The organism is Chloracidobacterium sp. (assembly GCA_016720705.1).
GTDB lineage: Bacteria > Acidobacteriota > Blastocatellia > Pyrinomonadales > Pyrinomonadaceae > OLB17.
In genome coordinates this window covers 49,111-62,983 of record JADKKB010000007.1, presented here as the reverse complement: position 1 = coordinate 62,983, position 13,873 = coordinate 49,111, and the positions used below count along the sequence as shown (strand labels likewise).

The 13,873-nt window shown below is 49.1% G+C and carries 10 protein-coding genes; 5 read left to right on the top strand and 5 right to left on the bottom strand.

Annotation, left to right across the window (positions count from 1 at the left end; genetic code table 11):
- The first annotated feature begins 3 nt into the window (after nucleotides 1-3).
- From IPQ00_07665 to IPQ00_07655, 3 genes are all read left to right on the top strand, one after another.
- Nucleotides 4-960: a hypothetical protein gene (locus IPQ00_07665; protein ID MBL0240434.1), complete on the top strand. Its 957-nt coding sequence runs from the start codon at nucleotides 4-6 to the stop codon at nucleotides 958-960.
- A gap of 30 nt (nucleotides 961-990) precedes the next feature.
- Nucleotides 991-1,893 carry a ChaN family lipoprotein gene (locus IPQ00_07660; protein ID MBL0240433.1) on the top strand — a complete coding sequence of 301 codons (903 nt, stop codon included), beginning with the start codon at nucleotides 991-993 and terminating at the stop codon, nucleotides 1,891-1,893.
- A 265-nt stretch (nucleotides 1,894-2,158) separates the two neighbouring features.
- Nucleotides 2,159-4,498 carry a TonB-dependent receptor gene (locus IPQ00_07655; GenBank protein ID MBL0240432.1) on the top strand — a complete coding sequence of 780 codons (2,340 nt, stop codon included), beginning with the start codon at nucleotides 2,159-2,161 and terminating at the stop codon, nucleotides 4,496-4,498.
- A gap of 69 nt (nucleotides 4,499-4,567) precedes the next feature.
- On the opposite strand, the gene IPQ00_07650 is transcribed toward IPQ00_07655, so the two are convergent.
- The 3 genes from IPQ00_07650 to IPQ00_07640 all read right to left on the bottom strand — a co-directional run bounded on the left by IPQ00_07650 (nucleotide 4,568) and on the right by IPQ00_07640 (nucleotide 7,390).
- Nucleotides 4,568-4,960: a hypothetical protein gene (locus IPQ00_07650; GenBank protein ID MBL0240431.1), complete on the bottom strand. Its 393-nt coding sequence runs from the start codon at nucleotides 4,958-4,960 to the stop codon at nucleotides 4,568-4,570.
- A gap of 54 nt (nucleotides 4,961-5,014) precedes the next feature.
- On the bottom strand, nucleotides 5,015-5,503 hold the full coding sequence (locus IPQ00_07645) for a YraN family protein (GenBank protein MBL0240430.1): 489 nt from the start codon (nucleotides 5,501-5,503) through the stop codon (nucleotides 5,015-5,017).
- Between the two features lie 207 nt (nucleotides 5,504-5,710).
- Complete coding sequence (locus IPQ00_07640) at nucleotides 5,711-7,390, bottom strand: methylmalonyl-CoA mutase family protein (GenBank protein MBL0240429.1); 1,680 nt, start codon at nucleotides 7,388-7,390, stop codon at nucleotides 5,711-5,713.
- Nucleotides 7,391-7,796: 406 nt separating this feature from the next.
- On the opposite strand from IPQ00_07640, the gene IPQ00_07635 reads away from it, so the two are divergent.
- The gene (locus tag IPQ00_07635; GenBank protein MBL0240428.1) at nucleotides 7,797-8,288 is read left to right on the top strand and encodes a hypothetical protein; all 492 of its coding nucleotides are present in this window, start codon (nucleotides 7,797-7,799) and stop codon (nucleotides 8,286-8,288) included.
- A gap of 3 nt (nucleotides 8,289-8,291) precedes the next feature.
- Here IPQ00_07635 and IPQ00_07630 read toward each other — a convergent pair whose 3' ends face one another.
- The gene (locus tag IPQ00_07630; protein ID MBL0240427.1) at nucleotides 8,292-9,593 is read right to left on the bottom strand and encodes a sigma-54-dependent Fis family transcriptional regulator; all 1,302 of its coding nucleotides are present in this window, start codon (nucleotides 9,591-9,593) and stop codon (nucleotides 8,292-8,294) included.
- 136 nt (nucleotides 9,594-9,729) lie between these two features.
- Here IPQ00_07630 and IPQ00_07625 point away from each other — a divergent pair, with 136 nt between their 5' ends.
- Nucleotides 9,730-12,246: an LPS-assembly protein LptD gene (locus tag IPQ00_07625; protein MBL0240426.1), complete on the top strand. Its 2,517-nt coding sequence runs from the start codon at nucleotides 9,730-9,732 to the stop codon at nucleotides 12,244-12,246.
- Nucleotides 12,247-12,248: 2 nt separating this feature from the next.
- Here the strand turns inward: IPQ00_07625 and IPQ00_07620 are convergent, their stop codons facing one another.
- Nucleotides 12,249-13,784 (bottom strand): fused MFS/spermidine synthase, encoded by a 1,536-nt coding sequence (locus IPQ00_07620; GenBank protein ID MBL0240425.1) that lies wholly within the window; start codon nucleotides 13,782-13,784, stop codon nucleotides 12,249-12,251.
- Between the last annotated feature and the right edge of the window lie 89 nt (nucleotides 13,785-13,873).

The window sequence follows — 13,873 nt, the reverse complement described above, 5'->3', positions numbered from 1 at the left end:
TATATGTCAGTTTACGGCAACATCAAACCCATCGATCTGAGCGAGATCAAGACTTACGAGCTCGCGTCGCGTCCGAGCAAGGTCTCGGCCGCAGATCTGGCAAGGCCGCCTGCGCGAGGCGATTCGATGGCTGAGTTTTTTGCTAAATTGCCCGATGTGCTCGCCATCCGATCGCTTCGCGAGGTCGTAGCGGCCATTCGCCGGGCCAGAGATCTCGGCAAACCGATCATCTGGGGCATCGGCGGCCACGTGATCAAGACGGGACTTTCGCCCGTGCTGATCGATCTGATGAACCGGGGTTTTGTCACCGCATTTGCCTCGAATGGATCCGTCTTGGTCCACGATACCGAGATGGCTCTGGTGGGATTTACCAGCGAGGACGTCGACGCTACTCTCGGCAGCGGTGACTTTGGAGCCGCACGCGAGACCGGTGAGATACTTAACAGGGCTGCAAAAAAAGCTGCCGATGACGCCATCGGGCTTGGCGAGGCGATGGGAAGGGAACTCAACGCCCTTGATGCGATCAATTCCAAAATCTCTGTGCTATGTGCCGCATATTCCGCCCGCGTGCCATTTACCGCTCACCTGACCATAGGAGCCGATATTGGCCATTTTCACAGCAGTTGCGACGGTGCGGCGTTGGGCGCGGCGTCACATCTCGATTTTCGACTATTTTGCTCGCTTGTGCAGGCGATGGACGGCGGCGGCGTGTATATCAACTTTGGCTCGGCCGTTACTATGCCGGAGATATTCCTAAAGGCGATCACGGTCGTGCGTAATCTCGGCCACGGCCTCAACGACATTACGACCGCTAATTTCGATTTCGTACAGCATTATCGCCCTATGACTAACGTAGTCCGACGTCCGACGGCTAATGGCGCGGGCCGCGGATACGCCGTTACGGGGCACCACGAACTTACGTTGCCGCTGCTGGCCGCAATGTTGGTCTGTGACGAATAGTGTTTGGTTTTCTTGGAGTTATTTTTTGAGATGAAAGCAATTCTATTGATGATTTTTATATTGGCCGTCTTGGCTAACGTTGTGTCCGCTCAGATCAAATACGACGAAGAGCAGTTTCGAGCGTTCGATGCAAAAGGTAATCCGGTGACCATTGATCAGATCGTGGCCGCGGCCGGTGTGAATGAAGCTGTCTTTCTCGGCGAGCAGCACGATGACGCCGTCGGGCACGCCATCCAGGCCGAGATCTTTCGCCGAATCGTCGCGAAATACTCGCCTGAGCGCAAGGTCGCACTCTCGCTCGAGATGTTCGAACGCGATGTGCAGATCATCGTGGACGAATATTGGCGTGGACTGATCAGCGAAGCACAGTTTATGGCGAGCTCGCGTCCATGGGGCAATTATAAGACCGATTATCGGCCTTTGTTTGAACTCGCAAAAGATAAGAAACTCGACATCGTCGCCGCCAACGCTCCACGACGCTATGTAAATATGGTGTCGCGAAATGGGCGTGATTCGATCAATAGCCTTACAAAAGAAGCAAAGAAATGGCTCGCACCATTACCCTACGGCGAACCGTCGGAGACATATGGAGCGAAGTTTAAGGCCCTGATGGGCCCGAGCCCCGAGGCTCAGATGGGCATCGACAAGATCCTAGCTTCGCAATCACTCTGGGATGCAACGATGTCTAATTCGGTCGCACGGTATCTGAAGGAAAACAAGCGTGCATTGGTCGTCCACCTCGTCGGTGCTTTTCACACGGAGAGCAGACTTGGCACTATCGAACACTTGCTTCGATATAGGCCAAAAACAAGAGCGATCGTTGTTACCGTGCGTTATGAGGACGATTTTAAGACCTTTGATAAAGCCAAGCATACAGACATCGGGGACTACGTTATCCTGACCGACGCAAAGCAACCGCGAAGTAAGCGGTGACCTCGATCTACCAGTCGTGATATTCCGTAAGGCCGCTCGATCCAGGGCGGCCTTCTTGCGCGTCAGTAGCAGAGCCGGGAATTTTCGCCAAGCACGGCAACACTTCGAAAAATCTCGCACTCAGACAGTTATGATCGCGAATTATCACGCGATTCTCAGGCAGAACGCCAAATATATCCAGTATGTGGGCTACGGCACGGTCATTGCCACTACATAGCCTATCGTAATGCATTTATGGCATTCGGGAATACTAGGAGTATTTGATATGAAGAGATCATCCATTTTAATTTATATAGTTACCGTTTTACTGATCGTAAGTGGAGCGAGAGCTCAATCTACCTCACTGGAAGGCCGGATCGAGGACTCCGCAAAGGCTCCGATCGCAGGAGCCATCGTTGTATTACGCAATAGATCGACCGGACTCGAACGCCTGACGAACACGGACGGCGACGGCCATTTTGTATTTTCCGGCCTAAATAACGCCGAGTACGAAGTTTCAGTTAGGGCGGGCGGGTTTGCGGTTCGCAAAGAGATAGTGACATCAGGACAGTCGGCATTGGTATTGACGCTACAACCCGAAGAGTTGCGGGCATCGGTAACGGTATATTCGGGCTCACGTCAGGCCGAATTGCAGGAAAGCCTGAACACCGCAGTTTCGGTCGTGACGAGAGCCGACATTGATAACAAAGGCTACCAAACAGTCGGTGAAGTGCTCAAGGAAGTCCCGGGCGTTCAGACCCGACTCGGTTCTGATACCGGAACGGTCAGCGGAATCGCAGGTGAGCAGATTCAGGGTGTAGGCTCGAGACAAGCTCTGGTAATGCTCGATGGATTTCCTATAATTGCCGCCCGCGGTATCAAGAGCGGCACGATCAATCTAGACCGCCAGTCAACCGGGAAGATCGAACAAGTCGAAGTCGTTCAAGGGGCTGCGTCGGCACTGTACGGCTCCGACGCGATCGGCGGCGTCGTCAATCTGATATCCCGCGAAGCCACTAAGCCTCTACAGGCTCGATTTACGATCTCCGGCGGCAACTTTGGGGTACTTAGCCAGGGCGTTGAGGTCGGAATGAAGAAAAAGTCGGTTAGCGGCTTTTTCACTTTCAATAGAGACAAACAGAATGAGTTTGACCTGACTCCCTCCACCTTTGACACCACGGGCGCCGGATTTCATCGCTATGACGTGTTCGCAAAGCCAAAGTGGGAAATTTCGCCAAAGTTTTACATAACCGGAATGGCCAACATATTTATGGGCCACGCACGTGGCCGCTCGATCGGTGAGCCCGATCCTACACAGAATTATGCATCCGGTAAACAGTATGACAATACCCGCGATATCACCCAGAATTACGGCCTTTCCGCCAACTGGGCACCGACAGTAAAGACGGTGATACAGGCCCGCGGATATTTTTCGCGATATGATGAGTATAGCCAGACATCATTTGCAAATGGACAGACATTTCCGGACGATAATCTCTTTCAGCGATTCGGCCGAGTAGATGCGTCGATCTTGCAGATCTGGGGTGAGCGTCAGATTATGCAGGCCGGCGGCGAGTGGTCCACCGACCGCTATCGGGGTATAAATCGCCTGTCCGGAACCGGTGGACAGCGAGCTGATACCAGTACGTTTTGGGGACAGGACAAGATCAGCTTGGCAAACTGGATCACGGTCACAGTTGGAGCACGATACGACAAACATTCAGTCTTTGGTTCTGCCGTGTCACCTAAAATTGGCCTGAGTATCAGGGCTACGGACCGCCTCGCCGTACGAGCGTCGTGGGGACGCGGTTTTCGAGCGCCGGACCTTGGTCAGCTATATTACAAATTCTATAATCCGACCAATTTCTATCAGGTATTCGGTAATCCCAATCTCAGGCCCGAACACTCGGGTTCGTGGCAGATCGGTGCCGAATATGCCAGTACGAAAAAGAACTACAGATTTGGCCTGAATCTGTTTCGAAACGATGTTGTAAATATGATCGATCCGCTGACGGTTGGATTCGTGCTTCCGTTCGCTTCGCCCGGCACCTTGAGCCTTTCGCAAGCGTATGCCTATATCTCATCGATTGGCCTAAATCCGGCCGAATACCCGATCAGGCCGTATCGATTGCTGATCGTCTATAATAATATTACGAAGATCTACACTCAGGGTATCGAGGCGAATGCGGATTTCAAATTGCCTGCCCGCTTTTCGGTTGCCTCGGCATACACATATCTGGATGCTCGAGACAAATCGACCGGATCGTATCTGCCTGAAAGATTCAAGCATCAAGGTTTTGTTCGGCTAGGATACGATAACGAGGACTTAGGCTTTCGGGCGAATATCAGAGCTAGTTTCTATTCAAATTGGAAGGCGTCTTCGCAGTCAAATCGGGTCGTTCAAGGCGAGATCTTATCGCCTGCTTTCCAACTGGTTGATATCTTTGCATCTAAATCCGTTAAAAAGGGTGTCGAGATCTATGGAACCGTCGAAAACGTTTTTGGCAATCAAGATGCAAATGTCGGACGCTTTGATACGACAGGAATGCCACTGCCGATCATCCGCCCGGATGCAGGCAGAATGTTTAGAGTTGGGGTTAGATTAAATCTGAGTCGGGATAAATAATAGCTGCCCTAAAGACAGAAAAACGCCCAACGAATTTGGTTGGGCGTTTTTCGTTTGTAATTCTCTAGGCTATTTCTCTTTGGTTGCGGCAAAGGGAATCGAGCCAAACGAAGGATTAGTAAACGTCCCGGTCATTTTGTCACCATCGACGACGCCATCGATCTTAAAGTCTACGGTGTTCCCCTGGATGTCTGCGTGTAACATCCCGGTGAAAGTCTTACCGGTAACTTTGCCCCCGTCTATCATTCCGCCTCCCATATCTGAAGAGGTAGTCCCTGTGAAATCCGAACCGGTTTGCTTGAGGTCGACCAATATCTGGATCGATTGGCCGCCTGCATCGGCTGTTAGCGACCATTTGCCCGAGATGATCGAATCCTCAGATAGATCAGTTGCAATCACCGCATATGCGGAGAAAAGTGAAAATGCCAATAGTATCGAAAGTGCAGTTAGGTTTCTTCTCATAGTTTTAATTGATTTATTTCCCCAAACTCATACGTAAGAATCTTGATGATGGTTTCACACGCTATCGTGCCAATGGTCGTGTTGCCACCGTTGCTTCCGAAATTTATTTTCCGTCCAATATGAACGGATGATCTTGGTGATCGGTTCGGAATCTTTTGGTATCAATATCGTAACAACGTCGAATCTAAATGCAATTTCCCGAAGGTCAAAGATTCGGCGATACATTCGTGCCGTTCTCGTAATTTGACGCTGTTTGCGAATATCAACTGCCGCTATTATCGGTGCAAAGTCGTCGGACCGACGCGTTTTGACTTCGACGAAGCAGATCGTATCACCGTCAAGTGCGATAATATCGATCTCTCCAGTCACTTGGACGCCTTTGCTATTACGCCCCACGGGTACCTTAAAATTACGCAAAACCAACCGGTATCCATTCTTTTCGAGAGCCTCGGCGGCAATTTGTTCGCCGAGTGTTCCCAGTCGACTCGAAGCGGTCGCTTCGGTCCCTTCATTTTCTTTGACAATCGACAGAATCTCAGACATCTATGGTCAAGTACGATTACCAAGTATAGTAAAAGACACCGCTCGCAAATACTAATTGCTTAGGTTGGTAGATGTTCGTGGTTACGCAACTTCAAAAATCGAAACGATGATCGATACAGCCTAGCGAGCGCCTAATTTTTCAAAAATGCCATTGGGTACACAGCCGTATCGAAACGTGACTGTTCAATCTTCTCGATTAAACTGACCTTAAAAGGCCGGTTCTTCGTAGATGCCGTAAACATCCCGTAGAGCAACACATATTTCTTCGACAGTTGCATACGCGGCGACTGCTTCGATGATCGAAGGCATCGTGTTTTCGTTGGTCGTGGCAGCCTTCTTTAGCTTTTCGAGAGCGTTGGCCACTGCTCCACCATCTCGAACGGACCTCACGTGCTCCATTCTCAGAAGCTGATGATCACGAACATTCTCATCGATCTGCAGTAATTTGATGGTGGATAGTTCTTCATCCATCGCATACTTATTAACTCCGACGATAGTTTGCTCACCGCGTTCGACTGCCTTTTGATACTGATATGCCGATTCCTGTATTTCGCGCTGTGGAAACCCTGCTTCGACCGCCTCGACCATTCCACCGAATCCGTCGATCTTATCGAAATATTCTAAGCAGCCGTCGATCATCTTTTGAGTTAACGATTCGACATAATAGCTACCCCCGAGCGGATCTACCGTATTAGCGACTCCGGTTTCCTCCGCGATGATCTGTTGTGTTCGAAGTGCGATCAGAGCTGCCTGATCGCTTGGTAATGCCAAAGCTTCATCATACGAATCTGTATGCAGTGACTGCGTACCGCCTAATACACCGGCGAGGGCCTGAATGGCGACACGGGCAATGTTGTTCAGCGGTTGCTGGACGGTCAAAGACACGCCGGCGGTCTGAGTATGAAACCGCAACTGCATTGTTCGTTCGTTCCTAGCTCCAAATCGTTCCTTCATCGTCTTTGCCCAAATAACTCGAGCTGCACGATATTTGGCGATCTCTTCAAAGAAATCATTGTGAGCGTTAAAGAAAAACGATAGACGTGGAACAAATTCATCGACATCCATCCCTCGTTCCACACCGTACTGAACGTACTCGACGCCGTCTCGAAGGGTGAAAGCAAGTTCTTGCAATGCTGTCGCTCCGGCCTCTCGGATGTGATAACCGGAGACCGAGATCGGGTTGTACTTCGGGACGTGTTTGGTCGTGTACTCAAACGTATCGATAACCAGTTTCATCGCCGGTTTGATCGGGTATATCCATTCCTTTTGAGCGATATATTCTTTGAGTATGTCATTCTGGAGCGTACCCGATATCTTCGAAAAATCCGCCTTTTGCTTTTCCGCAACCACTAAGTACATTGCCAGGAAGATCGGTGCCGGCGCATTTATTGTCTGGGAAACAGTGACTTGGTCGAGCGGTATACCGTCGAACAAAACCTCAAAATCAGCGAGCGAAGACACCGCCACCCCGCACTTTCCTACCTCGCCCTCGCTCAATGGTGAATCACAATCGAGCCCCATAAGTGCCGGCAGGTCATATGCAACACTCAGTCCCGTCTGGCCCTGAGCCATAAGGTACTTAAATCGCCGGTTTGTCTCTTCTGGTGACGAAAATCCTGCGAACTGTCGCATCGTCCATAATTTGCCGCGATAGCCAGTTGGATGGATACCACGCTTATACGGAAATTCGCCCGGAAAGCCGATCTCGTCGGCGGTTTCAGAGTCAGCCGGTGTGTACAAACGGTTTACGGGTTCAAGACTCACGCCTTCAAAGTGGGCCTTTCGCTCCGGCGTCCTTTTGATGACTTTTGAGAGTGTCTCGTTTTCCCAACGTTCAACCTCATTCCGTGCCGTTGATGTCGCTAATATTTCGTCAGTTAATTCCATTTCGATCTTATTGAGAAGTTTTTGATTGTAATCAAATTGTACGTGCTTAGCAGTAGAACGCGCAAAAACTAAAATGCAATTGGAACTAGGGTTCCAACGCGAGTCTAATTCCTTTAAGGCCTAACGCCATTGTCAGAGCATCCATTATAAATGGGTCGGCCCCTAGAACGACTTGTGCGGTGCTTCATCACATCGAATCGATAAATTGGCCGATTAGATTCCATTAGATGCGAACGATATGTGCAATGTGTGCGGAGGTTGAGAAATTCGGAGGACAGCGCCGGGTAACGCAATCAGGTATTTGGGCATCGTGCGGATATTTTTACTGATCGATTCAGATCATGTAAATCGATCGATATAATTGGACAGATTGCCAAAGTATTAAACTTCCGCATACAATCATCTAATGAAATCGGTCAATTTAGCCATTATTCTAGCATCATCTGCCTGCATCTTTGGCTTTGCCGGTTGTGCATTCAAGGTAACCTCGAACGTTAATCAACCACAAAGTGTCGAATCGAATTCGCAGTCAAACTCGGCTAAGACGAACGTAGAAGAACTTGGTATGTTGATAAATGTGCCCTATGAGACGGAGGACATCGTCTGGAAAGAGATCGTACCGCAAAAGAAGTTAGTTGCAGTGATTCGAGTATCCCGTGCCGACGCAGACAAAATTGTCGAAGACGTCCGGAACATCAAGCCGCCAGAAACTGTGACACTTCAGTCGGAAAATTGGTTTCCTGTTGAGTTGATAGCTCAGAGTGATGTAACTGGGGATGATACTTTGAAGGGGGTCGCCTACTCTGCACAGCCTTTCTTCCAAGAGCCGTTTTCTGATGGGATGATCGTGCGGATCGACGGTACCGAATACTTCGTTATCGAGATGAGTGCTAAATAGACTTCATTCTTCGTTAAATTTTTTCAACTTGCGATATAGCGTTGATAGATCGATCCCCAATATTCGGGCAGTCGCATTCTTATCCTCGCCGAATGCAGTCAAAACCTCGAGCACATATTTCTTTTCAACCTCGTCAAGTGTTGGTCCGAATGAACTCGAATCGGTATTTCGAGTATTGGCCAGTAATTTTGCAGGTAAGTCCTCAAGCCGGATTTCGTTACCGCCCAGGATGGTCGCCCTCTCGATCGTATTTTCTAATTCGCGAATGTTTCCCGGCCAGTCATAACCACATAATGCATCCATTACAGGTTTCGACAAGCCACTTATAGGGACGCCTGAGCCACGCCGATGTTTAGCGACAAAGTGCTGAATTAATAACGGAATGTCCTCTCGGCGATAACGGAGTGGCGGAATGGCGATTTCGACCACGTTTAACCTGTAGTAAAGATCTTCACGAAAAGTACCGTTTTCGACCTCGTTAGCCAGATCCTTGTTGGTCGCCGCAAGGATTCGGGCATCAAATGGGACCGGGCGAGTTGCACCAACTGGTGTGACCTCGTGCTCCTGCAGTGCTCTGAGCAATTTCACCTGGAGTGCGAACGGCATCTCACCGATTTCGTCCAAGAAAAGAGTGCCCCCGTCCACCGAGCGGATTAGGCCGTCACGGTTGGCAACCGCACCCGTAAATGAGCCTTTTTTATGACCGAAAAGCTCACTCTCGAGTAGTGATTCGGGCAGGGCACCACAGTTGATCGCGAGAAACGCATTGTCCGCCCGTTGACTATTAAGGTGAATCGATCGTGCGACCAACTCCTTTCCTGTACCGCTCTCACCTTGGATCAAAATGCTCGCGTTCGTATCAGCAACTTTTCTAATGATATCGAAGATTCGCATCATTTGTTCGCTCTTGCCGACGATCTCCGAAAATCCATAATGGCGTCGCAGTTCGCGCCGCAATACACGATTTTCCTGAAAAAGCTTGCCTAACTTCGCGGCATTTTTTATTGTCTGAAGTAGGTCATCGTTGACAAACGGTTTCGTGACGTAATCGTATGCGCCTTTACGTAAGGCCGCGACCGCAGTGTCCACTGACGAAAATGCGGTCATAATAATGACTACTGCCTCGTTGTCTATTATTTTAATTTGATCCAGCAGTTGAAGGCCGTCCTTACCCGACATTTTTATATCGGTCAGTGTTACGGCAACGTCGTTCGAGGTGAACGCTTCGATGGCTGATTCCGCACTATCGGCACTTACCACATTGTATCCGGCATCCTCAATCAGTTGACGAAGGATAGCCCTCATCAATTCTTCGTCTTCGACTACCAACACGGTTTGAGCGGTTAATTCAGGCACAGTGATCGTTAGATTCTAAGTCTAGCATACCGCTTTATTCTTTAACTCGGTTCGTGTTAGCATCGTTAATTAACTTATTGATTCGATGCGGTTTTTCAATCTATTTATTGTCTTCTCACTCGTTGTAGTGGCCGCCACGCTAGCGTCCGCGCAGCAATCCAATCCGGTCGAACGCCAAGTTGCGAATCCCATAACTGATACGCCAAATATCAACCCGATCTCAGCCGAACAGAGCGTTGCCCAGCCAAAACCAAAAAAGAAATCTGGAGTAGAACAGGAAGGCGGAAACAATGAAATTGTTGTCTATTCCGACCGGCAGACGGTGGAGGGCGAAAAGGGAAAGCGCATAATCGTCCATATAGGGAATGTGGACGTGCGATACGGGATCTACCGAATGCAGGCGGACAAGATCACGATCTATGAGACCGAAAATAAAATGGATGCCGAAGGTAGCGTTATTTTTGATCAAGGTGACGACCAACGCATAACAGGCGCTCGAGGGATTTGGAATTATCAAACGAAGCTTGGATATTTTGTAGATTCGACCGGATTTACGAACCAGACGAATGATGGGACGGTAATCTATTTTACGGCTGACCGGGTTGAGCGCGTAGGTGCCAATGAATTGGTTATAACGAAGGGGAAGTTTACCGCCTGCGAAGAGGCCGTGCCGAAGTGGAGTTTTACCGCCGATCAAGCAAGGATCAGTATTAAGGACAAACTGAAGCTGAAAAACGCTAAGTTCCGTATTAAGGATATACCTCTACTCTATCTGCCGTATGCGTCCATCCCCATTAAAGAGAAAGACCGAAGTTCAGGGTTTTTGACTCCGTCATTCGCCTATTCAGCGAACAAGGGGTTCCGCCTATCGACCGCGTACTATCAAACTCTCGGAAACAGCGCAGATGTCGTACTTCGTGGCGATATTTACAGCAATCGGGGTATCGGGTACGGAATGGACGTCAGGACGCGGGCAAATTCGCGTTCATATTTTGATTTTGGATTTTATGCTGTAAAGGATCGGATATTTGGTCCGAATGCTGATACGTCACATCCGGATCAGGGCGGGTCGATCATATACGCTCAGGGTGTACACTATTTTCAAAACGGGTTCACGGCATCCGCGGATGTGCGATTGACGTCGAACCTTGCTTTCCGACAGGTATTTTCGGATGGAATTCAACAGATAATTTCGCCGATCGAGGTTTCGCAGGTCTTTGTGAACAAGAGTTGGAACAACTACACGTTAAATTTGTTGACGCGTTCGCAGGTGATCTCAATTCCGAATGTACGTATCAAGACCCGTAATTTGCCAAGTGTAAATTTTGAGAAGCGGCCATCGATGCTGTCATTCCTCAATGGCGTCTATTTCTCGTTCAAGACCAGTCTTGAAGGAGTTTCAAGGCGCGAAGACGTTGACGACCCTATTCTCTATCAGCAAATGACGGGTGGGCGACCGGTATCTACGCCTGCTCTGGGCCAGCGCCTTGATTTCTATCCACAGATCACGGCTCCGTTTCGTACAAAATACGTCAACTTTACTCTGTCTGCGGCGGCTAGGGCGACGTACTATTCCAATTCGTTTGACGTTTCTAGAAGAGTTGTCGGACGCGATCTGATTCGCAAGTACGGCGAATTCCAGCTTGATGTCAGACCGGTTGCACTAGCCAGGAATTTTTACGGAAAAGACAAATCATTTCGGTTTCGGCACGTGATCGAACCCTTTCTGACTTACCGGTTTGTTAAAGGAGTTGATAACTTTAACAGGATCATCCGTTTCGACTACATTGATACCATAACGGACACTAACGAGCTTGAATATGGCGTAACGAATCGTATATACACGCGGCGCTATTCTGAAGCGATCACGAAAGATGCTCAGGAAAAACTCAGGTTGACGTCGGAACCCTCGACAGGTAAAGCGAAGCCTCTTGCGGTTCAGCCCTATGAGATATTTGCTCTAACAATTCGAGGCAAGTATTTTTTCGACAAGTCGTTCGGCGGGGCTCTTATAGCGGGCCAACGTAATCAGATCGAAGCGATCACTGCGTTGAGCTATTACACCTTTGGTGGTGTTCAGCGTCGCTTTTCGCCTTTGAGTATCGATGCTACATATCGACCGCAGCGGACGATCTTTGTAAATTCGCGAATGGACGTCGGAGTTCAGGGCGACGGTTTGCGGGCGATCTCGGCAACCGTTGGTTACGATACAAAACTATTGAAGATATTCCAGACTTTTTACTACACTCGCGCAGTAACCCTTATTCCGACACTTTTGCCTTACTCGAACAGCGCCGGCAAAGAGGCGGGAACGTTGCGTGGATCACAGTGGAGTCCATCGATATTTATTGGAAATCGCGATAAGGGGTGGTACGGCGGCACATCACTATTCTTTGATTTTCAGAATCGTCGAGCCGCAAAATCATCTCCGCTTATCAGCTCGCTCTACACGATCGGCTATGCTTACGACTGCTGTTCATTAGCCTTGCAATATTATACTTTCAATGTCGGCGTCCGCAGCGAGAACCGATGGGCTCTCAGTTTTCGACTTAATGGCATCGGTGCCTTCGGAACGGAACAGTTCGGTCAAGGGATCAGGTAGGGCTATTTAAGCCGTTCCTGAAGATAGCGATTTTGCGCGATCGAGTTATAAAATTCTACCGGAGCGAGATCGTCCGTGATGATCGGCAATGTTTGAGGAATATCACCGACGTATCGATTTTGCATCAATTGTGACATTTCCGGGTCGGGTGACGCATATGATTGTCCTTGCGTCGAACGTGTCGCGACGATCATCAGATTCTGCAAGCGTTCGTCCTCATACTCACTATTCACCTTATAGACGCTTACTTGAGGAAACACACTCTTGTAGGTTGCCAATTCCGCTTGCAAAAATTCGCTGCCCGGGCCTTTGAGTGCGGAGCCGAGGTTTATGATCACAAGGCCATTATCTTTCAGAGAACGACTGATCTCACGAACTGCTTCGATCGTAGTCAATTGATAGGGAACTGTGAACAGCGACCCGAACGCATCCATTAGAATTACATCGTAACTACCGGACTTGTTTGCATTCAGAAACGTGCGTGCATCCTCGTGCACGATCCGCAAACGATCATTGTTTTCCAATCGAAAAAAACGGCGGGCGATCGCGGTCATATTCGGGTCGATCTCAACTACATCGACCTTGACGTCTTCGTAGCGACGAATAAAGTCCTTTGGCACCGAATAACCGGCGCCTCCGATCACGAGCACCTTTGCGAAGTCAGGAGAGAAATGGCGGGCCAAATGATAGAATCGACTGTATTCTAGGGCCGGTTCTTCACTGTCCAGAAACATTGCGGATTGGGTGAAATACGGATCGGTGGCCAAAGCTCTAATCGGCTTTCCCGTTTTCGGGTCGGTCGTTTGAAAAATCTGCACGCGGCTATATTCAGTGTCAATATCATAGAGATCGCTTGCACGGTAAAGAATATAGGCGTTGACCTCGCTGGACACTATCGAAAAAGCAAATATTATCAATACCGCTAGGTTTCGTCGTGTGGCAGAGAACGGGGCGAGTACTATCGATACGACGATGAGTATTCCGGCAATTCCATAAAGGGTTCGCAGACTTCCGACAAACGGAATTAGGACGAACCCCGCGGCGAATGTACCTAAAATGCTTCCGATGGTGGAGAGTGCGTATAATCGGCCAACGGTTTTGCCCGTATCTGAAAGCGAATCCAACCGAAGCTTGATGGAATATGGCGTAACGATTCCAAGTGCTACGCTTGCCGGTGCAAAAAGTAGTATCGACGCAATAAGTGACCGCAATTCGATTCCTACAGGCGCAGTGGCAACCAGCGACAGGACTATCTCCTTGACCAGTACCGTAATGGCGATCAAACCACCGGCAAAAAATATAACGGATGACAATATCTTGATATCGGGTTTTCGGTCGGCGAGTCGACCACCTAGCCAGTAACCGAAACTCAGACTGCCAAGTATTACGCCTATCAAACTAGTCCAAACATATGTTGACGCCCCAATATATGGCGAGAGTATTCGTGAGCCGATGATCTCGAAGGTCATTACCATCGCACCGCAAATGAAAACAGTACCCTCCAAAGTAAATGTGCGCAGCTTATTTGGTAGATCCATCCGAAGTGAAAATGATCAGAAATGACAAAGTGCGAAAAAAGAAAAAGCACGGTCAACCCTTTGGGCATTCACGTGCTTTATCAAAGTCC